At 37.6% G+C, this 22,645-nt stretch carries 23 protein-coding genes; 2 read left to right on the top strand and 21 right to left on the bottom strand.

What is annotated here, in order from left to right; genetic code table 11:
* The first annotated feature begins 20 nt into the window (after positions 1-20).
* The gene (locus H5S39_RS01675) at positions 21-161 is read left to right on the top strand and encodes an SPJ_0845 family protein (protein ID WP_182595983.1); all 141 of its coding nucleotides are present in this window, start codon (positions 21-23) and stop codon (positions 159-161) included.
* Between the two features lie 245 nt (positions 162-406).
* On the opposite strand, the gene H5S39_RS01670 is transcribed toward H5S39_RS01675, so the two are convergent.
* From H5S39_RS01670 to rpsO, 8 genes are all read right to left on the bottom strand, one after another.
* On the bottom strand, positions 407-706 hold the full coding sequence (locus H5S39_RS01670) for a nucleoside triphosphate pyrophosphohydrolase family protein (RefSeq protein WP_182596021.1): 300 nt from the start codon (positions 704-706) through the stop codon (positions 407-409).
* A gap of 1 nt (position 707) precedes the next feature.
* Positions 708-1,298 (bottom strand): ribosome biogenesis GTP-binding protein YihA/YsxC, encoded by a 591-nt coding sequence (yihA, locus tag H5S39_RS01665; RefSeq protein WP_182595982.1) that lies wholly within the window; start codon positions 1,296-1,298, stop codon positions 708-710.
* 26 nt (positions 1,299-1,324) lie between these two features.
* Positions 1,325-2,575: an ATP-dependent Clp protease ATP-binding subunit ClpX gene (gene clpX, locus H5S39_RS01660; RefSeq protein ID WP_182595981.1), complete on the bottom strand. Its 1,251-nt coding sequence runs from the start codon at positions 2,573-2,575 to the stop codon at positions 1,325-1,327.
* A 153-nt stretch (positions 2,576-2,728) separates the two neighbouring features.
* Positions 2,729-4,039, bottom strand: coding sequence for a trigger factor (tig, locus tag H5S39_RS01655; RefSeq protein ID WP_182595980.1), 1,311 nt, complete (start codon positions 4,037-4,039; stop codon positions 2,729-2,731).
* 199 nt (positions 4,040-4,238) lie between these two features.
* Positions 4,239-5,429: an elongation factor Tu gene (gene tuf / locus H5S39_RS01650; RefSeq protein WP_182595979.1), complete on the bottom strand. Its 1,191-nt coding sequence runs from the start codon at positions 5,427-5,429 to the stop codon at positions 4,239-4,241.
* 178 nt (positions 5,430-5,607) lie between these two features.
* The gene (locus tag H5S39_RS01645; protein WP_182595978.1) at positions 5,608-6,513 is read right to left on the bottom strand and encodes a hypothetical protein; all 906 of its coding nucleotides are present in this window, start codon (positions 6,511-6,513) and stop codon (positions 5,608-5,610) included.
* Between the two features lie 126 nt (positions 6,514-6,639).
* Complete coding sequence (locus H5S39_RS01640) at positions 6,640-8,421, bottom strand: ribonuclease J (RefSeq protein ID WP_182595977.1); 1,782 nt, start codon at positions 8,419-8,421, stop codon at positions 6,640-6,642.
* A gap of 295 nt (positions 8,422-8,716) precedes the next feature.
* Complete coding sequence (rpsO, locus tag H5S39_RS01635) at positions 8,717-8,986, bottom strand: 30S ribosomal protein S15 (RefSeq protein WP_003666833.1); 270 nt, start codon at positions 8,984-8,986, stop codon at positions 8,717-8,719.
* A gap of 262 nt (positions 8,987-9,248) precedes the next feature.
* Between rpsO and rpsT the strand changes: the two genes are divergently transcribed.
* Positions 9,249-9,503, top strand: a complete 255-nt coding sequence (gene rpsT / locus H5S39_RS01630) for a 30S ribosomal protein S20 (protein WP_003666832.1) — start codon at positions 9,249-9,251, stop codon at positions 9,501-9,503.
* A gap of 127 nt (positions 9,504-9,630) precedes the next feature.
* Here rpsT and holA read toward each other — a convergent pair whose 3' ends face one another.
* The 13 genes from holA to lpdA all read right to left on the bottom strand — a co-directional run bounded on the left by holA (position 9,631) and on the right by lpdA (position 22,641).
* Positions 9,631-10,665 carry a DNA polymerase III subunit delta gene (holA, locus tag H5S39_RS01625; protein WP_182595976.1) on the bottom strand — a complete coding sequence of 345 codons (1,035 nt, stop codon included), beginning with the start codon at positions 10,663-10,665 and terminating at the stop codon, positions 9,631-9,633.
* A complete protein-coding gene (locus H5S39_RS01620) occupies positions 10,635-12,872 on the bottom strand; it encodes a DNA internalization-related competence protein ComEC/Rec2 (protein ID WP_325064742.1) in 2,238 nt (745 codons plus the stop codon). The genes holA and H5S39_RS01620 overlap by 31 nt, the downstream gene beginning before the upstream one ends.
* Before the next feature lie 42 nt (positions 12,873-12,914).
* A complete protein-coding gene (locus H5S39_RS01615) occupies positions 12,915-13,400 on the bottom strand; it encodes a ComE operon protein 2 (protein ID WP_182595975.1) in 486 nt (161 codons plus the stop codon).
* 59 nt (positions 13,401-13,459) lie between these two features.
* Entirely contained in the window at positions 13,460-14,101 is a 642-nt protein-coding gene (locus H5S39_RS01610) for a helix-hairpin-helix domain-containing protein (protein ID WP_182595974.1), read from the bottom strand.
* Between the two features lie 138 nt (positions 14,102-14,239).
* Positions 14,240-15,289 carry a SepM family pheromone-processing serine protease gene (locus H5S39_RS01605; protein ID WP_182595973.1) on the bottom strand — a complete coding sequence of 350 codons (1,050 nt, stop codon included), beginning with the start codon at positions 15,287-15,289 and terminating at the stop codon, positions 14,240-14,242.
* Complete coding sequence (gene coaD, locus H5S39_RS01600; protein WP_153930586.1) at positions 15,273-15,794, bottom strand: pantetheine-phosphate adenylyltransferase; 522 nt, start codon at positions 15,792-15,794, stop codon at positions 15,273-15,275. Before coaD ends, H5S39_RS01605 begins: the two co-directional genes overlap by 17 nt.
* Before the next feature lie 4 nt (positions 15,795-15,798).
* Positions 15,799-16,356, bottom strand: a complete 558-nt coding sequence (gene rsmD / locus H5S39_RS01595; protein ID WP_182595972.1) for a 16S rRNA (guanine(966)-N(2))-methyltransferase RsmD — start codon at positions 16,354-16,356, stop codon at positions 15,799-15,801.
* Positions 16,353-16,637 carry a YlbG family protein gene (locus tag H5S39_RS01590; RefSeq protein ID WP_182595971.1) on the bottom strand — a complete coding sequence of 95 codons (285 nt, stop codon included), beginning with the start codon at positions 16,635-16,637 and terminating at the stop codon, positions 16,353-16,355. The genes rsmD and H5S39_RS01590 overlap by 4 nt, the downstream gene beginning before the upstream one ends.
* Positions 16,630-17,853: an FtsW/RodA/SpoVE family cell cycle protein gene (locus H5S39_RS01585; RefSeq protein WP_182595970.1), complete on the bottom strand. Its 1,224-nt coding sequence runs from the start codon at positions 17,851-17,853 to the stop codon at positions 16,630-16,632. The genes H5S39_RS01590 and H5S39_RS01585 overlap by 8 nt, the downstream gene beginning before the upstream one ends.
* A gap of 90 nt (positions 17,854-17,943) precedes the next feature.
* Positions 17,944-19,788: a translational GTPase TypA gene (gene typA / locus H5S39_RS01580; protein WP_182595969.1), complete on the bottom strand. Its 1,845-nt coding sequence runs from the start codon at positions 19,786-19,788 to the stop codon at positions 17,944-17,946.
* Between the two features lie 109 nt (positions 19,789-19,897).
* Positions 19,898-20,671 carry an inositol monophosphatase family protein gene (locus H5S39_RS01575; RefSeq protein ID WP_182595968.1) on the bottom strand — a complete coding sequence of 258 codons (774 nt, stop codon included), beginning with the start codon at positions 20,669-20,671 and terminating at the stop codon, positions 19,898-19,900.
* On the bottom strand, positions 20,664-20,957 hold the full coding sequence (locus H5S39_RS01570; protein ID WP_182595967.1) for a UPF0223 family protein: 294 nt from the start codon (positions 20,955-20,957) through the stop codon (positions 20,664-20,666). Before H5S39_RS01570 ends, H5S39_RS01575 begins: the two co-directional genes overlap by 8 nt.
* 256 nt (positions 20,958-21,213) lie before the next feature.
* Positions 21,214-22,641: a dihydrolipoyl dehydrogenase gene (lpdA, locus tag H5S39_RS01565; protein WP_182595966.1), complete on the bottom strand. Its 1,428-nt coding sequence runs from the start codon at positions 22,639-22,641 to the stop codon at positions 21,214-21,216.
* Positions 22,642-22,645: the final 4 nt, after the last annotated feature.

The raw sequence follows: 22,645 nt of genomic DNA, 5'->3' as shown, positions 1-22,645 counted from the left end.
AGGTAAAAGGAGTATGACTTATGGGACTTGTAACACGAAGAAGCGAACAGTTAGATAAATTATTCGATCAATTTGCAGTAGATCCGAAAAAGCCAAAGGTAAAGACTGAAGAGAAAAAAGATAAGAATAAAACTGATAAAAATAAAGAGCAAAACAATTAAGAAAATGACTATGAGATAAATAACGAGGTACAGCCTATAGACCGACTAGTTCAATACTAATCTGCCAGACAGCTACCGCGTTATAGCATTTTTATCTTTAAAATAATTAAGAGGTCGGGTTATTTCCCAACCTCCTTTTTTATATACAAACATTAGCAACATAAGAACAATAAGCTGGTTTCATGATTAACTATCAGAATAGTGATAAAGTATGACATAAATTTATTGCCATCTTATTGAATCATTTAATCCTGTTTTTTAAAGCCAGCTGGATAACGTTTATTTAACTCTTCAATATTCTCTTTAGCAACTTCTTCAAATGGAATATCTGCCCATTCTGCAATTTGTGATAAGTACCAGAGGACATCACCCATTTCGTGAATAAGTTCTTTACGATCAAGCTTTCGACCACGAAAAGTATAATTTTTTACTAAATCAACTACTTGTCCTGACTCACCTGCCAACCCTAATGCACAGTTAGTCAAAACTTGCTCATTCCCATATAAAGTTCTTTTAGCCGCATTTTGATACTCATTAAAGTCCAACTTAATTATTCCCCATTCGCTCTTCAATCCATCGCCAAACATCATCTTTACCCTTTTTTTCAGTAGCAGAAAATAAGATAAGCGATGTAGTGTTATCTATTTTTAGCGTCTTTTTTATTGTACTTAGCTGACGGTTCCAAGCACTTCGCTTTACTTTATCAATCTTTGTTCCAACGATAAGTGTCGGTAAATTATAATAACGTAACCAATTATACATGTTAACGTCATCAGGTGTTGGCGCATGCCGTGCGTCCACCAATTGAATTACTCCGCGAAGTTGCTCACGCTGAGTCAAATATTGTTCAATCATTTTTCCGAATCGCTCACGCTCTTTTTTAGAAACTTTTGCATAGCCATATCCAGGAACATCTACAAAGTACACCTTGTCTTCTACATTATAAAAGTTTAATGTTTGCGTCTTTCCAGGTTGACTTGAAGTATGAGCATAGTTACGACGATTGATCAAAACATTTGTTAGTGATGACTTTCCAACGTTAGATCGTCCTACAAGTGCAATTTCAGGAATTTCAGTCTGTGGATACTGTTCTTCACTTACAGCACTAATTGTTAAATCAACATTATTTACTTCCATGACTACACCCCCCCACTCCGCTCATACTAGGAAGCCTTCTCATCTTTTAATATATAACGAGGTTCGGTATGTTGTGTTACGCACCGCTTATCAATAACGACTTTTTCAACATCCTTGCGACTTGGTAAATCAAACATCACATCCCGCATAACGTCTTCGATAATTGATCGTAATCCACGGGCACCAGTATTACGCTTAATTGCTAATTGAGCCATCGCACGCAATGCCCCGTCAGTAAACGTTAATTCACTACCATCAAGGCGAATTAATTCCTTATATTGCTTAACAAGAGCATTCTTCGGCTCAGTAAGAATCCGAACAAGGTCATCTTCATCAAGCTTTTCAAGAGCAGTCATAACTGGCAAACGACCAATAAACTCAGGGATTAAACCAAATTTAAGCAAGTCTTCTGGGATAACATGCTGCAAAATGTTTTTATCAGTAACTGTTTCAGCTTCCCGAGAATCGGTTCCAAAGCCAATCGTTTTATCTCCTAAACGTTCCTTAACGATTGTTTCAATGCCATCAAAAGCTCCACCGACAATAAAAAGAATATTCTTAGTGTCAACTTGAATAAATTCTTGTTGTGGATGCTTACGTCCTCCCTGTGGTGGTACATTAGCAATTGTTCCTTCAAGAATCTTTAACAATGCTTGTTGAACACCTTCACCGGAAACATCACGAGTAATTGAAACATTCTCACTCTTTTTAGCGATCTTATCAATTTCGTCAATATAAATTATTCCTTTTTCAGCACGTTCAACATCAAAATCAGCTGCTTGGAGTAATTTAAGGATAATATTTTCTACATCTTCACCAACATAACCTGCTTCAGTTAATGTGGTTGCATCGGCAATTGCAAATGGCACGTTAAGAATCCGTGCTAATGATTGAGCTAAGTAGGTTTTCCCAGATCCAGTTGGTCCGATTACCGCAATATTACTTTTTTGCAATTCCGTATCATTATTATCGCCACTCATCATCGCATTAACCCGCTTATAATGATTGTAAACGGCAACTGCTAATGTTTTCTTTGCATCACTTTGACCAATCACATAATCATCAAGTTCGCTAACAATCTCTGCTGGAGTTGGAACCCGAAAAGCCTTTTTTGCTTCATCTTCTGCCAATTCTTGATCAATAATTTGTTTACAAAGGTCGACACATTCGTTACAAATATAAACACCAGGACCAGCAACAATCTTTTTCACTTCATCTTGGGATTTCCCACAAAAGGAACAGTGAACTGAATCCATACCACTGGTATCTTCAAACATAATTGGACCTCCTTTAAGACTTATTAACACATAATAACAAAATTATCATCTAAATTCGACTAAATCAGCTTAACTATTTGTTAGTAGACTGGCAAAAAAAACGCCCAACCAAAGTGATTGGACATTTTGATTAGTAATCTTTTAGTTAATTGCTTACTTGTCAGACTTCTTGTCGTCCTTAACTTGCTTTGCAGAGTCAGCAACTAAGTCAACAGCTTTACGGATCTTAATATCATGAGTTAACATGTCATTTGATAATGCCTTCTTCACAGCATCTTCTTCCATTCCGTATTGCTTAGCAAGGTCGGATACTTCCTTGGCAATTTCATCTTCAGTAGCATCTAATTTAGCGTCGTCAACAATCGCTTCTAATACAAGGTTAGTCTTCACACGTTGAGCAGCATCATTAGCAAATTGCTTCTTTAAATCTTCTTCCTTAGTACCAGTAATTTGGAAGTACATTTGAGGACTGATACCTTGTTGTTGCATTCCTGCCAAGTATTGTTGCATTTGACGGTTAGTATCGTCATCTAACATTGCTTGCGGAATATCTTCAATTTCTGCGTTTTCAACGGCCTTGTTGATAGCAGCATCTTCAATAGCAGCCTTAGCTTGGTTATCCTTTTCTTCTTGAAGTTGCTTCTTAGTCTTTTCCTTTAGTTCTGCTAAAGTATCAACATCTTCATCAACATCCTTGGCAAAGTCATCATCAAGCTCTGGTAACTGCTTTTCCTTGATTTCGTGAATTTTTACCTTAAATAAAGCTTCCTTACCAGCAAGTGTCTTTTCATGATAGTCTTCTGGGAAGGTAACCTTAACGTCAACATCATCGTCAGCATTGTGACCAATCAACTGATCTTCAAAACCAGGGATAAATGATCCTGAGCCTAACTCAAGAGAGTAATTTTCTGCTGAACCACCAGCAAATTCTTTACCATCAACGCTGCCCTTGTAATCAATTACAACAGTATCGCCCTTTTCAGCAGGCTTGTCTTCCTTTAATACAAGTTCAGCTTGTTGTTGACGCTTCTTTTCAATTGCGTCATCAACATCGGCATCAGAAACAGTGGTATCTTGGGCTGGAACTTCCATACCCTTGTAATCACCCAACTTAACTTCTGGCATAACGTCAACTTCGGCAGTTAAAACCCATGGTTGACCCTTTTCCATACTCTTAATGTCAATCTTAGGCTGATCAACAGGTTGAATGTTTGTTTCCTTAACAGCTTCGTTATAAGTATCAGGCAAGACCTTGTTCAAAGCATCTTGGTATAATGATTCTTCACCGTACATTTGGTTAAAGATTTGACGTGGGACACGACCCTTCCGGAATCCCGGAACAGTAATCTTTTTACGGGTTTCAACGAAAGCTTCGTCAATTCCCTTATTAATAGTGTCGACATCAATTTCAAATGTCAATGTACCTTTGCTGGCATCGCTATCGCGTTCCCATTTTGCTGACATTTTATTTCCTCCAATAACAAATCAATTTGACTAAATTAATAAACATAATTAGTCTTTACATACTATATTAGTTTACCGTAGGAGACCACTAATTGCAACTCATTGAAAGGGTGATCGCCTAGTTATTTTTAAATAATCAAGATAAAGAAAAAAAGACTTGGGTAAAAACCCAAGTCTTTTAGTGCATGTGCACTTGAAATTAGTCTAAGATGTCAGATACAACACCGGCACCAACAGTGTGTCCACCTTCACGAATAGTGAACTTAAGACCCTTTTCAAGGGCAACAGGCTTTTGTAAGTTAACAGTGAATGTAACGTTATCACCAGGCATAACCATTTCTACACCATCTGGTAATTCGATAGTACCAGTAACATCAGTTGTGTGGAAGTAGAATTGTGGACGGTAGTTTGAGAAGAATGGAGTATGACGTCCCCCTTCTTCCTTGGTCATAACATAAACTTCACCCTTGAAGTTCTTGTGAGTTTGGATTGAACCTGGTTCAGCTAAAACTTGACCACGTTGGATTTGGTCGTGTGAAATACCACGAAGAAGAACACCAACGTTATCCCCAGCTTCACCAAGGTCAAGAGTCTTGTGGAACATTTCCAAACCAGTAACAGTTGACTTAAGAACATCGTCTGTTAAACCAACGATTTCAACTTCGTCACCAATCTTAACAGTACCACGGTCAATACGACCAGAAGCAACAGTACCACGACCAGTGATAGTAAATACGTCTTCGACAGGCATCATGAATGGCTTGTCAGTAGGACGCTTTGGAGTTGGGATGTAATCATCAATAACATCCATTAAGTGAAGGATAACCTTTTCTTGTTCTGGGTCACCTTCAAGTGCCTTAAGTGCAGATCCACGAATAACTGGAACATCGTCACCAGGGAAATCGTATTCGCTAAGTAAGTCACGAACTTCCATTTCAACTAAGTCAACTAATTCGTCATCGTCAACTAAGTCAGTCTTGTTTAAGAAGACAACGATGTATTGAACACCAACCTGACGAGCAAGAAGAATGTGTTCACGAGTTTGTGGCATAGGACCATCAGTAGCAGCAACAACAAGGATAGCACCATCCATTTGTGCAGCACCAGTGATCATGTTCTTAACGTAGTCAGCGTGTCCAGGGGCATCGATGTGTGCGTAGTGACGCTTTTCAGTTTCGTATTCAACGTGGGCAGTGTTAATAGTGATACCACGTTCCTTTTCTTCTGGAGCAGCATCGATATCAGCGTAATCTTCTGCCTTTGCTAAACCTTTGGCTGCCAATACCTTAGTAATAGCAGCAGTTAAAGTAGTCTTCCCGTGGTCAACGTGGCCAATAGTACCAATGTTAACGTGGGGCTTTGTACGTTCATAATGTTCTTTTTCAGCCATTAATGAAAACCTCCTGATAATTTACAAGTATAATGCCAGTCAATAATAATCAATGACTGACATACCCTTATACATATTGTACAACTTCTTTTCGCCAATTGAAAGCTTTAATCTTAGGCTCTGAAGAAGAATTCTTAAATATAATATCAACTATCTACGCATTTGTAAATGTATTTGACTAATGTTTTTCTATTAATTCATCAATCATCTTTCCTAAACGGCCTTGCCACTGTTTTATTACTGAATTTTCTTTTATTTTTTCTCCTTCAATTCGGGCAATCAAAATATCAATCCATTGATTAACATCAATAATAACTTCACCGACTCGTGGATATAGAAACATCACTTGCAACTGAAATTCTTGAGTTGCCATTTGTTCTGTTTGCGGGTTTTGGTTCCCACATTTTTCAGAGATCAACTGCTTCCCCTTACTAACAATTGGCAAGGCATTTAGGGGCATTAAATCATCTGGAATAAGTGTATATTCTTTTTTATCTAGCCAATAAATCGTCACCGGATCTTTCACGTGAAGTTTACATAGAATTTCAATCAAACTCGACTTTACCAACGGATGAGTATAAGGATCGCGTAAAAGAAACTTTGCACCAGTAATAAATTCATCTAATGGTAACTTAAAAGCCGCCTGTAAACGTGTCTGTTGTTCAGACAAAGAATAATCTCCCAGATGATAAAAGTCACGCAAACGTACCTGTAACGTTTCTTGGTATTCTTTTCGTGATTTTTCTTCACCAGTAACTACAAGTGGCATTAATTCGTTTTGCCACTGTGATAGACTATTAATTATTTGACGCGCTAAGATAAATAATTCATTTTGCACTAAAATATTGAGCGCAATTTGGGCATCAGAAAGGCTATCAAACATCACTTCTAGGTACTCAAGCAAATATGTACAAGCTCTTGTATATTGTTTTGCATGATATAAAGATATAATCGTCAGTCTGCCAACCTCAGAATCTTCAACATTATTTATAAGTTCTTCCAAAATATCGCTAGCTTCTTGCCATTTTTCAGCCGCAATTAGTTTTTGCGCTTGTAAATACTTATCCTGTTGGGCTTCATTCATTATTATCACCCTTTTCTTGTATTAAGAACATAATTTCTATTTTTAATTATAGGCACATTGAGTTTATATTAACAAAATAAAGGTCAAGAGTACTGTCTTTGCAATCTTCTTGACCTTTATTTAAAATTATTTTTCTTGCTTTGCTGCCCGTTTCTTACCACGTCCACGGTGGTGTCCCTTAGCTGGATGCTGTTTTACACTTTTTTCATCCTTTTTATCAGTGTTACTCTTATTCTTTCTAGAATGCTGATTAATCTCCATAATCACAGGGAGAATAACAGGATGTCTTTTGGTTTGATCAAACAAAAAGCGGTTCAGTTTGTCACGTACATCTTGCTTTAAATGACTCCAATCAAATTCTTTTTGATCAAGATTTTCTTGAACAATTTTTTCTACAAGATCTGCACTCTGTTGCATAAGCTGTCGATTTGTTTTAACAAAAACAAATCCACGTGATGTGATCTGTGGACGGGCCACTATCTTTTTCTTTTTACGATCAATCGTTGCGACAACAACAAAAATACCATCTTCTGATAAAACACGACGATCACGTAAGACAATATTACCAATATCCCCCACGCCTGTTCCATCAATCATTGTGTTGCTTACATCAATATGCTCACCAACATGAAATTTCCCATTCTTATATGTCAGGATATCACCTTTATTAAGAATAAAAATATTATCTTTAGGGATACCAACTTCTTCTGCTAGCTCAGCATGTCGGTCTAAAAGACGGTACTCACCCTGAATTGGTACAAAGAATTTCGGCTTCATGAAGTTTAACATTAACTGTTCATCATTCTGATTTGCATGCCCAGAAGGATTCAAGTCATCTGAAATAAACTTAACCTCTGCTCCTGTACGATAAATCATATCTTTAGTTTTTTGAACTTCTGTCTCTTGAGCATACGAAGGAGTTGTCGTTACAAAAACAAGATCAGTACTAGTTAATTGCAAGTTAGGATTATCACCATTAGCAATTTGTTGTAATGATTTAATTGGCTCACCCATTTTACCGGTTTCTAAAATAACGACTTGATTTGGTTCCAACTTTTCAGCTTCTTTGCGGCTAATAAAGAGGTCATCTGGTAAATGTAGCTTCCCAAGATTCATTGCTGTATCAATAATTTGTTCAATGTCCTCACCAGACAATACAATCTTACGATCAACGGCTACTGCTGCATTAATTATTTGTTGAACTCGCATAATATTAGAAGCAACACTAGCAACGATAATCCGTCCATTTTGATATTTAAAGGTTTCTTTAATGTATTCCCCGATATCTTGCTCACGGGCCGATGCACCGGTAATCTCTGCACCAGCTGAATCGCTTAAAAGTGCAAGCACTCCTTGAGAACCAATTTCTGCAAGACGTGCAAGATCGGTTTGATATCCTCTTTTAGCAGTCTGATCAAATTTAAAATCACCAGTATATACAATATTACCGGCCTTGGTCTCTAACACAATTCCCAGTGTTTCTGGAATAGTGTGAGTTGTTGGGAAGAAGGACACAGTTACATCATTAAAGTCAATTGCCGTTGATGCATCAACAATGTGAAAATCCTTAAATTTTTTAACTTCTTTATGGCTCTTTACTGCGAGTTTTGCAAGAGCAATTGTCATTTCACTACCAAACACTGGTACATTAAAGTCCATCAAAAAATATGGCAGCGCACCAATCGAATCAGCGTGCCCATGTGTTAGAAATACACCGACAATCCTGTCTTTATGTTCGCGCAAGTATTCCCAATCCGGAATAACGACATCAATTCCCATTAATTCATTTTCCGGATACTTTAATCCTGTATCCAAAATAAAAATTTGATCTTCTATTTCAACGGCATACATATTCTTTCCATTTTCCCGTACACCGCCAAAAGGAATAATTTTAATATTATTATCCATTGATTTGGCTCCTTTAGATATTTAGTTTTGAACCTCTTATCAGCTTAACCGTATGCTAATAAGAATTTTGTATCGTTCATAATAGCTATAAATATCTTAACACAATCAATGATAATTATGGAATAGAAAAAAGAACTAGCGGAAAGCTATATTCCTCACTAGTTCTTTTAACTTCAAAACTCTTATTAAGATGCCGCAAAATAGATTCCAAGGACTAGCCAAGTACGAAAGATAAGTCCATCTTGTACTAAACTGCCATGCCAAAGAATATTTCCACTCACTCTTAAAAAAGATATTACCGACGTAAACCTAACTTTTGGATAAGTTCACGATAAGCAGGTAAATCAGTACGACGTAAGTAAGCTAACAAGTTACGACGGTGACCGATCTTCTTCATTAACCCACGTTGTGAGTGGTAATCATGCTTGTGTGTACGAAGGTGATCGTTAAGTTCGTTAATATCTGCAGTTAATACAGCAACTTGAACTTGTGTAGAACCAGTGTCTCCTTCGTGTGTTGCAAATTCTTTGATAATTTGATCTTTACGTTCTTTTGAAATAGCCATGCTATTTTCCCACCTTTCTTTTATCTATCCGCCTAAGTTCTAAGTATAGCGTCGGTGAGGATCGCTAAACTGAGAAGAGGCATTAGCTACTTTAACTAAGTAACCTATACAAATATACAAAATATTTCTAGATGTTGCAACCAAATTAGTGAAATTTTTGACTTGATCCGTGTTAACTATTGCAATGCTAGCCAGTCTTTTGTATAATGACAAATGTTGAAAATTCTGGTCAACTGAAAATCGGGTAACGGAGGTGAAACTCATGCCAATTATCAAATCAGCAATTGAACGTGTTCGGACTAGTGAAAAAGCTGAAGCACGTAATGCTTCACAATTAAGCCAAATGCGAACTGCTATCAAGAAGTTCGATAAGGCAAAGCTTGCTGGCGCAGATAACCTTGATGACTTATACAAGGCTGCTATCTCAGCAATTGACCGTGCCCACTCTAAGGGCCTTATCAAGGCTAACAAGGCTGCACGTGACAAGTCACGCCTTTCAGCACGTTACGCTAAGTAATAAAAAGCAACTGGCATTTTTTTGCTAGTTGCTTTTTTGATACAAAAATACCTATCGCACTATAAAATAGGGCTTCAGTGACCGGTAATGCCGAGTTCCGAAGCCCTATTTACTTATGAGAATATCATTATGCTCTTTTTCTATTTTGTTGCGAATATTGCAGCATAAACAATTGGAAAAGTAAGGCTGGGTCCCGTTGAGTTGTTTTTAATGACTGCTCTATCCGCAATAATCCTAAATATGCATCTTCAAGTGCTTTCAGCGAAAACCCGCGTGTTGTTTTCAAGCCTATCTTAATTCGATAAGGGTGAACATTCAGTTGACTAGCTAAACTTCCCTGACTAAGGCCACGTTTGCTTAAAACTTTGATTTGAATTAATAAACGAAACTGACTAACCAACACCGCATTAATCCTTAATGGAGGTTGCTGACCCACTAACAATTGACGATAAAGGTCTAATGCTCTAACTTGATCACGTTGAAGCACTGCTGTCACTAGGTCAAAAACATTCTCATCTAATGATTGTGGAACCAGTGCTTGGACCATTTTTTGACTAATCTTTTTTTCTTGATATGCAAGTATCTTTAATTTAGTTAAATTAGCAGCCATCATTCCGTAGTCTGCGTTTGTTCGTTGAACCAATTCATCTAATGCAGCTGGCGCTAGTTCAAAATCATCAGTTGCCAACTGCTGGATAATTTTTTGACGTGCTTGTTGTTCATTTAACGGTGCTGCATCAACTAAAACAGCACTTTTTTTCAAAAGCTTTACAATTGCTTTTCGTCCGTCTAGTTTTTCGTAGGGAGCCGTAAAAACTAGAATAGTCGATGGTTCTGGATGCTCTAAATACTTTTTTAAACTATTTAAGTCATGCTCAATTTTTGAATGCTTTTTCTCACCTGTTAAAAAGTATGGTTTATTTATAAGGACTAACCGCCGTTCTCCAAAAAAAGGGGCCGCCATTGCATCATCTAGAGCCACGGCTAATGGGGTCGCTTCCATATCATATCGGCCAACATTCATCACCTGTTCATTAGCCGGAATCAAGCTAACAAACTCGTCAATTGCTTGCTGCTGAAGAACCTGTTGTGTGCCTAAAACAAGGTATATCATTGCCGGTGTTTTCGTTTTTAGTTGATTAGATAGTTGGGTAATGTCCATCTAGTTTCATCTCCCTTCAATGTTGTCTTTATTTTTCCATGTTCACCATAATATACATATTTTATCATTCCAAACTGTTGCGTTGATAAATAATTTATACTCAATTGCCGTAACGTATTAATTGTAACCTCATCCGGATGATGATATCGATTAAACCGTCCCGCAGAAATAATTGCGTACTGTGGGGCAAGGGCTTGTAAAAATTCAGGATTACTAGCTGTCTTACTACCATGATGACCAATTTTTAAAATATCTGCTTTTAATTGTGGATACTTTTGAATAACCTTCTTCTCATTTTGTTGATCTAAATCACCCGTAAAAACAAATCTTTTGCCTCCAAAAGTCCCTGCTAGAACTAGTGAATCCTCATTTTTCCCTTGACCCGCTGTAAAAGGATGAAGAACCTGTAAAGGGAATCTATTTAAATCATCATTATCCGTTACGGGAATTATAAGCGGGACTTGAGATTTAGCCACACCATGAAACTTTTTCAAAAAGGCCGGCTGATTTTCCATCCCTGCCGGAACAACAATTTGTTTCACCCGAATATTACTCAAAATCGTTGGTAAATACCCAATATGGTCAGCATCGTGATGACTTAAGAAGATTACATCAATTTGGTTTATTCCCTTACTTTTTAGGTAATTAATAGTTACCCGTTGTGCATCATCTTGTTGTCTTTTTTGTTCACAACGAAATTGATTAAAAACAAGCTTACCACCAGTATCAATCATTATCACCTTTTTATTAAACGGCTCACGAATAAGAATTGAATCTCCCTGCCCAATATCAATAAAAGTTACTTCCCCATTTATTGGAAAATGAATCGTTAAAAATGTCAGAACATATATTAATGCCAGTAGTAGCCATCCCCGCAAATCTAATTGTCGATAGACCATTACTAATGTTCCTATAAATAAAACAACCGCCAATATCAACGGTGGTTTCCCAAAATGAATGGTTCCCGGAAGTAAGGATAGCCAATCTAGTAATAATTGAAAATATTTTAATCCCGCATTAATTATATAAGTCACTGTAGGTACTAACCGAAAACTAATTGCTCCAATAAGCACACTTGGAAAAATGATGACTGAAAAAAAGGGAATTACTAAGTAACTAACAATAAAACTAAGAATATGAACCTCATAGACATAACTTAACATTGATGGAAGACTTACCAAGTTAAGAAAAAATGATTGTTTTAAATTACTAAGGGTTACCGGAAATACCTGAAGCATAAATGATAATAGGTAACTTAACTGTCCACCCAAAGTCAGTAATGCCAAGGGATCAATCATCAGGCCAATTAGTAAACTAATCGCCCAGCCATCAAGGGAATCAAGGTGAAAGTACTTATGAAGTAACCCTATCTCTGCCATAATCGTTGCCCTTAACAAGCTAACCGAGCCACCTCCAATAATAAGGTAAAATGGTAAAAGAATTATCAAAAATATATCGATATTTTCCCGATACCACCACAAGTAGACTAAAAGATAACGAACCATCACAGTCAAAAGGACAATATGCATTCCCGATATGCAAAACAAATGTAACAAACCTAACTTTTTTACACTTACCATTAATTCTGTTGTATTATCATCACTGCTACCAATTATCAATTGTTGACAATAAGTACTAAGCGGGCGTGGCAGACGAGCAAAATACAAGGATAATCTTTTACGTATAATATGGCAAATCACTATTCCCCTGCCTCGCTGTACAACCATTTGATCCACCTTTTTTATTCGCATTTGATTACAGATATGCTGATGGTAATTATAGCGCTGATTGTCGAATTGATTATCATTTGTCCGAGGAAGAATTGGCTGGATCTGTCCTTCAATTGTCCACAACATCGGCATTGAGAGATTACTCATCACCGGATCACTTGCTTTTTCAGGCGTTAGCGGATAAATAAATATTTCGCGCTGCCCTGTGTTGATATCCCTTGCTTTTCCAGTCATAGTATTCCCCGTTATTTTTATCTCATCAGGGAGAATCAGGACCGTTTGCTTAATATTTGCTTGTCTTGTTACCGTTGTGTTTAACCAACTTTTTTGTGTCCATAAGCATAGACAAAATGCTAATAAACACGCTAATATTCCCGTTACTAATACAGACGGTCTTTTCAAACTAATAAGTCGCCAAAGTAAGAAGGGCAAGCATAATGCTAACCAATGTATACCAAAAAAACTAACAGTTACCACTCCAGCACCTAAAGCTGGAAAAATCCAAAAATGTTGGATAAGTTATCTTTGATCTGGATTGATATATTGATCCAGATTTACCTGTTCTAAAATATCACTGTCTAATTGAATTTGATGAAGTGCTACTTTTTTTAATCGAATTAGCTTCATTGCGTAATCATCATTGTGATAATTACGAATATAATTTATTTCTTTAATTCCCGTTTGCAATAAACTTTTGGTACATTGCAGACACGGAAAATCCGTAACATAAAGGCTAGCACCATCAGCAGAAATACCAAATTTTGCACACTGTAATAAAGCATTCATTTCAGCATGAATAGTCCGAACACAGTGACCATCACGCAAAAAACATCCTTCATCAATACAATGATCATCCCCAGCAACTGAACCATTATATCCTCCAGCAATTATCCGTTTATCACGAACTAAAACTGCTCCCACTGAAAGTCGATTGCAAGTACTCCGTGAAGCTAGTAAAGCCGCTTGAATCATAAAATACTGATCCCAACCAATTCGTTGTTTCATTTTCGTCACTCCTCTTTATTTGAAATATAGTATAGCAAATAATTTCATCAAACTAAAAATTAGACTGTTAGATGGTCTTTTAACTTAGCAACTGTTTTTTCACCGAAGCCATTTATTTCTTTAAGCTCATCGACACTTTTGAATTGTCCATGTTCTTGACGATACTGTAAAATTAAATCGGCTTTTTTATCTCCAATTCCCGTTATCTGACACAATTGTTCTTTAGTAGCAGTATTTATATTTACCATCGGCGAATTACTATTGCCACTATTGCTCGATAGCGTATCCGCTGCTGAAGATGATATCGGTGGCACTTCCCCAATTGTCGGAATGTAAATCATCTGTTGATCTGTCAACTGTTTAGCCAAGTTAACCTGACGTAAATCTGCATTTACTAATGGGCCGCCCGCTGCTGTCAATGCTTCATTAACTCTCGAATCTGCTTTTAGTTGATAAACACCTGGCTTTTGTACAGCACCCTTAATATCAATTGCAACGACTCCTTTAGTATTCAAATTTATACTTGAACTCTCACCATTACTTTCACTAACGCTGCTAGCAACAACAGCATTGGTATTTGAAATTGGCAAACGGTCTTTTTGCTCTTTACCGATAAATAAATAGCCAGTAATAACTATAATTATAGCTAAGATAAGTAGGTAGATACGATACTTATTCCATATTTCCATTAATTGTTGCATATCATCCCCCCTATTAATATAAATACGTAAAAAAATAAGAATTGCACTTTCTTTTTGCGTAAAAAGTAAAAATCCAAGACTAATTTAAGCCTTGGATTTTCATACTTAACTGATTTAAAAAATAGTTAATTCTTTATATTAATTGGTTTGTAAATACTTTACCGCTTCATCAAAAGAAGTTACTGGCACAACTTTCATTCCTGGCGCATATTTTTTAGCAGCCTTTTTCGCCATCTGATAATTAGTCATATGCCCTTCTTCATATTTTAGGATTTCTTTAGTTGGCTTTATATACGGTGCAAAAAATATCTTTGCTCCCGCTCGATGTGCTGCAATCACTTTCTTATCAATTCCACCGATCTCACCAACTGATCCATCCGAACTAATTGTTCCAGTTCCAGCAATTTTACGACCCTTTTGGAGATCCTTACCACTAATTTGTTGATAGATTTGCAAACTAAACATTAATCCGCCTGATGGCCCACCATATTGACCAGCATCAACTTTTACAGGAATCTTGGTATTTACCTGCATATTATTGGTTAAAATTATTCCAATTCCTGTTTTATTAGTACTAGCAATCTTAACTAAAGGATGAGTTACTGTTTTCGTTTTACCATCTCTTGTATATGTAACTGCTAATGGTGTACCCACTTTTTTAGCAGCAATATATTTTTGGAATCCTTGCGCAGTATTAAAATGGCGACCATCCACTTTAGTAATTGTATCGCCAACATGAATATCGCGTTTAAACTTAGAATTAGGTTGTACCTGTAAAACATAAATTCCAAGATAACGACGAGTAACCTCTTGGTGAGCAGCCTTATAAGCAACCGCAATTGCTTCATTGATTGAACTATCCATGTAAAACTTTTGGACACGATCAAACGTTGCGCTATTCTGACCTCCAGTTACATCAGTGGCACTCTCAATCGACATATAAGGCACCATCTTTGCGTACAAATAAGTTGCAGGATGAGCACGCTGAATTGCGACAGATGTTAACATAAAACTTCCTTTATAACGATCTGGGTGGCCCTTAACCTTTACAAAGGATTGAAGGTCAGCAGCCGTCCCCGGACTTTCAATATAAGAATTTAAGGGCCAAAATAAAAAGCACCCTAATAATAAGACAAGCCCTAGAACTATTCCAATTCGACGTAATATTATATTATCTTGCTTCTTCATTATCTTCCTTAACCCGTAATAATTCACGTTCAGCTAATCGCTTTTTCAATGCTTCATTAATATTGGCTGGCAAATAGGCAGAAATATCACCACCAGCAGAGGTTACTTCCTTTAGTAAGCTACTTGATAAATGCTGGTATTCTGGCTTAGCAAGGAAAAATACCGTTTCACACTGGTCATCTAAGAAATTATTCATTGCTGCAATATCACGTTCATATTGAAAATCCGTTGTATTTCGAAGACCTCGCATTAGGTAATCCGCACCAATTCGATTCATTAAGTTGACTGTTAAACCATCTGTTGTAATAACAGATACATTATCCAAGCCACTAACTGCCTCTTTAATCTGTGCTACTCGTTCTTCAACAGTGAATAACGGATTCTTGCTTGAATTAGTCATTACAGCAACTGCTAATTGATCAAAGAGCGCACTGCCTCTTTTAATTAGATCTAAATGTCCTAATGTCAATGGGTCAAACGATCCTGGGAAAACTGCAACTTTCATTTTTCTACTTCCTTTCGCGTTGATAAATTGTTAAAACAGTGATTCCATATTCTTGACGTTTAATGAAATTAAAACCTGCTAAATTTTCCGGTAACTTTGCTTCTTGATTCGTTTCTGCAACAATAATCGCCCCATCCAAAAGCAAATCATTTTCAACCATTTTACCAAGGTCACTTACAATTTGCTGCTTAGCATATGGTGGGTCTAAAAAAACAAGCTTAAACTTCTCGCCATTTTTCTGAAAAAGGTTAAGCGCTTTACGTGCATCCATTTTGTAGACATCAAACTGTTCTTCATGCTTTGTTACAGCAATGTTTTTTCTTATCGTTTTGATTGCCTGGTATTGACGATCAACAAGTACAGCACGGTTAATTCCACGAGAAACAGCTTCAATACTCAAGCCACCGCTTCCCGCATATAAATCAAGGCTTGTACCACCATCAAAATATGGCCCGATTATATTAAACAGCGCTTCTTTTACTTTATCTGTTGTTGGTCTTGTAGTCATCCCCGGAACCGCACTAAGTTTACGACCACCAAATTTTCCTGCAACAATTCTCATTTCTTCTCATCCTCATCATGTAATTGATATACTCCAGTTAATTCGAGATCGGCCAAAGTCGGATCCAAGTCTGGTCGCGCCGAAATATCTACCTTTCGTACCGCCCGTAAGTGACCAATCTTTTCGCTTACTTTTTCAATATCATTTTGGTTAACATATAAAATAACGTAATGCATTCGTCGCGAAATATACTCAATTTGACCATAATGACGTAAAGCCCGAATTACTCGATTGCCATTAGTATACACAACTAATGACCTTCGTGGCGTTAATTCAAACATTTTTCTGATCCCCACTTTCTGGAACAAATGGACTTCCCATAACAAGCCGTTCACGGTTCTGCAGCATACTAATATTCATCACAATACCAACTGTTGCTGAAAGAATTAACATACTCGACCCACCATAACTAATAAACGGGAAAGTAACTCCGGTAATTGGCAGTAATCCTAATACACCACCAATATTAAAAAGTGTTTCAATTGAAAAGAAGGTGGCTGCTCCATAACAAATTAATGTTTGATATAAACTATTCGCTCGCACTCCCACTTGAATCATTCGACAAATCAATACTAATAATGTCACAAGAATGAGTGTCACACCAACTAATCCTAATTCTTCACTAGTAATTGACATTATAAAGTCAGTATTTGGTTCTGGAAGATATCCCATTTTTTGAATACTGTTACCTAAGCCAACACCAAATACACCGCCATTACTAATTGCATAGTAAGAATTAACAAGTTGACTACCTGAGCCACTGGCATTTCCAAACGGATTTAGAAAGGCAACAAACCGAGCAACCTGGTATCCTCCTCCTTGTAACATACCACTTTCTACCAGTCGTTCTAATCCAAAATATCCAAGAGCAGGTAAGACAAGGATAATACCTAAACCTACCCCCCACTTATAATCAGCGGCTAATAACATAATTGCAATAATAGCCGCGTTGATTGCCATTCCTCCAATATCCGGTTGAATCATAATTAAACCAAGAAAAACAATTATAATAAGCCAGGGTCCCTTAGCATCAGTAGTAAAATGCTGTCCTCGCTGCCTAATTTTATCCATTCGATCAGCTAAATATAAAATAAAATACAATTTACAAATTTCAACTGGCTGAATATTGAAAAAGCCTAACGACAACCATCCCTTGGCACCATTAACTGCCCGACTAAAAACAAGGACAATAACTAAAAGCGCTCCAACTACCAAGGTAGAGTCACGTAAGAATCTTCTTGTACGATAATGACGCAAAGGATAATTCGCTAAAAACATCATTACGATTATCCCCATCAAGACATATATTGTCTGCTTAATCAGATAGCCAAGCGGTGTTCCACCATTTTGCATCTCAATAGAAGCACTCGCTGAATAAACCATTACAATTCCGATCAGGCAAAGTGCAAGATAAGGAACTAGGATGTAATAATCGAGGTAGCGGATATTATTCCATACAGAACGAAGTCGATGAAATTTTAATTTCTTTTTCTTCACAAAGCGCACCTACCTAAAAATAAAATACAACCATTATTATACATCAAATAAAAAAGGCCTGGGAAGCTAGCCTCCCAAGCCATTTATTTTTTACTTACGTGAAGCTGCGCGACGGCGTTTTGCTTCCTTTTCACGAGCATTAGTATTAAGAATCTTCTTACGCAAACGAATATTTTCAGGTGTAACCTCACAATATTCATCTTCGTTTAAGAATTCAAGTGATTCTTCAAGAGAGAAGTGTGTAGGCGTCTTAATGTGAGCCATTTCATCTGAACCAGCAGCACGAACGTTAGTTAAGTTCTTACCCTTGGTGATGTTAACAGTGATGTCGTTTTCACGGCTATTTTCCCCAACAATCATACCTTCGTAAACTTCTGTACCTGGATCAATCAGCAATTGTCCACGGCTTTCAATACCCATCATTGCATAAGTAGTAGCCTTTCCAGCGTTCATTGAAACTAATGTCCCCTTTTGACGACCAGGGTTCCAATTCTTAATTACTGGAGCGTACTTTTCAAAGGTGTGACTCATAATACCGTATCCACGAGTCATTGTCATAAATTCTGTTGAGTAACCAATCAATCCACGTGATGGTGCTAAGAAGATTAACCGTGTTTGACCATTCTCACCCGGTTCCATGTTCTTCATTTCACCCTTACGCTTTGAAAGGCTATCAATAACTGAACCAGTGTATTCATCTGGAGTATCGATTTGAACTTCTTCAAATGGTTCACTCATAACACCATCAATTTCACGATAGATAACTTCTGGCCGTGATACTGACAATTCATAGCCTTCACGACGTAAAGTTTCAATTAAGATTGAAAGGTGTAACTCACCACGACCAGAAACGGTCCATGCACCAGGATCATCGGTGTCTTCAACCTTTAATGAAACGTCAGTCTGCATTTCACGCTTTAAACGGTCCTCTAACTGACGAGCAGTAACAAACTTACCTTCACGACCAGCAAATGGTGAATCATTAGTCCGGAAAGTCATTTGAAGTGTCGGTGGATCAATCCGCAATGGAGTAATTGCTTCAGGATGTTCTGGATCAGCAACGGTTTCACCAACGTTAATATCTTCCATTCCTGAAACAGCAATTAAGTCTCCTGCCTGAGCTTCTTTAATTTCCAAACGCTTTAATCCGAAGAAACCAAATAACTTAGTGACACGGAAGTTCTTCTTAGAGCCATCAAGCTTTAATAAGGTAACATTGTCGCCAACCTTAATCTTACCACGGAAGACACGACCAATACCAATCCGACCAACGAAATCGTTATAATCCAAAATTGCCACTTGGAATTGTAGTGGTTCGTCTGAATTATCAACTGGTGCTGGAATTGTCTTGATAATGGTATCAAACAAAGGCTTCATGGTATGTTCTTGTGTAGAAATATCAGAATCATAACTTGAAGTACCATTCATTGCTGAAGTGTATACAACTGGGAAGTCAAGTTGGTCTTCATCTGCCCCTAGTTCAATAAAGAGGTCAAGCACTTCATCAACTACTTCTTCAGGACGTGCGCCTTTCCGGTCAACCTTGTTAATAACAACAATTGGCGTTAAATGTTGTTCAAGTGCCTTCTTCAAAACGAATCGTGTCTGTGGCATTGTACCTTCAAATGCATCAACAACAAGTAATACACCATCAACCATCTTCATGACACGTTCAACTTCACCACCGAAGTCCGCGTGTCCTGGTGTATCCAAAATATTGATCTGGTGTCCATCATACTTAACAGCCGTATTTTTTGAAAGAATAGTAATTCCACGTTCACGCTCAATAGCGTTAGTATCCATCGCACGATCTTCAATTGAGAAGTGTTCTGGTAAAGTATCTGATTGCTTTAACATTTCGTTAACCAAGGTTGTCTTACCGTGGTCAACGTGGGCAATAATCGCAATGTTACGAATGTCGTCACGAGTTTTCAAAACTTGATTCTCCCTTTCGTCATTTCATTTTATAAAGTCGAACAGCAGCGTCTTAATCAACAACTGATTTCATAAAAAAACTGTGACATCGCGGTCACAGCCTCGACAACTAATTGATGATCTGTCGAATGTCTCGACTAACCTGACTCGTTGCTACTAATACAAGATTAGATGATAACACATTAATAGAACTACCGTCAATTGATTTTACCACTAACCCTAATTCTTCTGCTAGCATTCGCCCGGCAGCAAGGTCCCATGGTTTTAAATTAGAGATATAGCCACCCAACTGACCAGTGAGCACCCCAATCATTTCTATTCCAGCACTACCATACATTCTTAGACCCATTGCTTCTTTAGCGACCCGTTTTAGTAATGGATTATCGCCTAAGGTAAGCGTCCGATTCATGGCTAATAAGCTTTCACGTAAACCAAGATTCGCTGGTGGAGTTAATTGTTGGTCATCCTTAAATACGCCCTCACCATGTCGACCATGATATAAATGATTATTTACCACGTCCACAATATAACCAAGCGTTGGAATACCATCAATATATAAGGCTAACATCACTGCAAAGTTATTATGTTGCTTAACAAAATTCATTGTCCCATCAATTGGGTCAACAATCCAAATATGACCAGTTAAATCTAATATCCGTTTATCGCCAAAACCTTCTTCACTCAAAATACGGCTATTAGGATCAATTTTTCGTAATTGTTGATTAATAAATTGTTCATTTTCACGATCGATCGTCGTTACCAAGTCCGTATAGTTGGTCTTTGTATCAACTTGATAACCATTATCCATTTTTTCGTAAGCATTCTTGCCCGCTTGACGAACTATTCGTTGTGCCTGTAAATCTAATTCTTCAATTTTAGTCATTATTCTTGCCAACCATCTTTATTTTTTTATCCGTTGACTCTTGGGCCGCTTTTACAACCCGGTATAAAACGTAACCAGAACTCTTTTCAAATTCACGACCCAACTGTTTTTCCTCGGCCTTTGAAGGAACCACTTGTTTAAATGCCTTGTAACAGTCTAAAACCTTATTACGGTCAATACCCACCTCATATGCGTCTTCTACCGCGCGAAACATCGCAATTACCTGCTCCATCTCCTTATTTGTCCAGGACAGATCAAGAGGATAACTATAACTTTGGGAACTCATTCTTTGGCCTCCTATTTATTTTGCTACTTGTATTATACAATCGAATTCCTAAATTAGAAATAAGGACAATATAAAAAAAGGCACTAAGAAATAATCCTTAAGGAACCGGGTAAGCAAAATTCAAACAATAAACAGAAATCTTCATATTTTGAAGGCACCATAAAGTGAATCTATTTATTTTCTTGCGATTAACCTCTCTCTTTTTGAATGTACTAAAAAAGAGAGCTATTACAGCTCCCTTTTCGGAAAGATTCTGTTAAATATGTGTTGGGAAACCAAGAGCAATATCTGCAGCTTCTTGAACTGGTTCATTCAATGTTGGGTGTGGGTGAATGGTTAAGGCAACGTCTTCAACATTCATTCCACAGTTAACAATCAATGAAAGCTCACCCGCAAGATCACTTACTCCTGGGCCGACACCCTGAGCACCAATAACGTTCTTTTTATCCTTAGTGTAAATAAGGCGAATAAATCCATCTGGTGAATCAAGGGAAACGGCACGAGCATTACCAGCGAATGGGAATTGTGCTGTCGATACTTCAATTCCTTTATCCTTGGCTTGTTCTACTGTCATCCCTACCTGGGCTAACTCTGGATCAGCAAAACATACCATTGGAACACCTACCCAGTCATTAGCAGTATTCTTGCCGGCGATTGCACCAGCGGCTGTCTTTGCCTCAAAGAATGCCTTGTGAGCCAAAGCTGGACCCGGCACAATATCACCAATTGCCCAAATACCAGGTACATTAGTCCGTCCTTGTTCGTCAACAATTACTTGGTGATGATCATTTAGCTTTACGCTAGTCATATCAAGACCGAAATCATCTGTATTTGGCTTACGACCAACTGATACCATGCAATAATCAGCCTTAATGCTCTTTTCAGCACCGTCAACTTCATAGGTTACAGTTACGCTATCAGCATCTTGTTTAGAGTCCTTTGCCATTGCCTTTGTAACAATGTCAACGCCCTTCTTTTCGAGGTTTTTAACAACAATATTAACCATATCATGGTCAAAGCCACCAAGAATTGAGTCTGTTCCTTCAATGATTGTTACATGTGCTCCTAAATTAGCGTATGCACCTGCTAATTCAGTACCAATGTAACCACCACCAATAACAACTAATTCGTCTGGAACTTCTTTAAGGTTAAGGCCACCGGTTGAGTCAATAACCCGACCTTCAAACTTAAAGTGTGGGATTTCAACTGGACGGCTTCCTGTTGCAAGAATTAAATTCTTCCAAGCAATTGTGCGACCATTATCATTGTCCATAAATTGCTTAGGGCCAGGCTTAATAACCCGTAATTGATGGTCATTATCAAGAATTGCTTCTCCGTCAATTACTTCAACTTTATGCTTCTTCAACAGCATCTTAACACCACGGGTCATCCGATCAACAACCTTGTGATCCTTCCAGTCTTGGGTCTTTGTAAAGTCTAATTTTGCATCAGTCTTTGAAATTCCATAAACTGAAGAATCAAGAGTTTGTTGATAACGGTGCCCGGCAGCAATAAGCGCCTTCGATGGAACACATCCAACATTTAAGCAAACACCACCAAGACCTGGGTCACCTTTTTCAATTAAGGTAACTTTTTGTCCTAATTCGGAAGCATGAATAGCAGCAACATAGCCACCAGGGCCTCCACCAACGATTACTGTATCTTTTTGTTCAACATCAGCCATACTA

It is taken from the genome of Limosilactobacillus rudii, from assembly GCF_014145455.1.
In the GTDB taxonomy this organism is placed as follows: Bacteria; Bacillota; Bacilli; order Lactobacillales; family Lactobacillaceae; genus Limosilactobacillus; species Limosilactobacillus rudii.
This window is presented reverse-complemented; position numbering and strand designations above follow the sequence as displayed.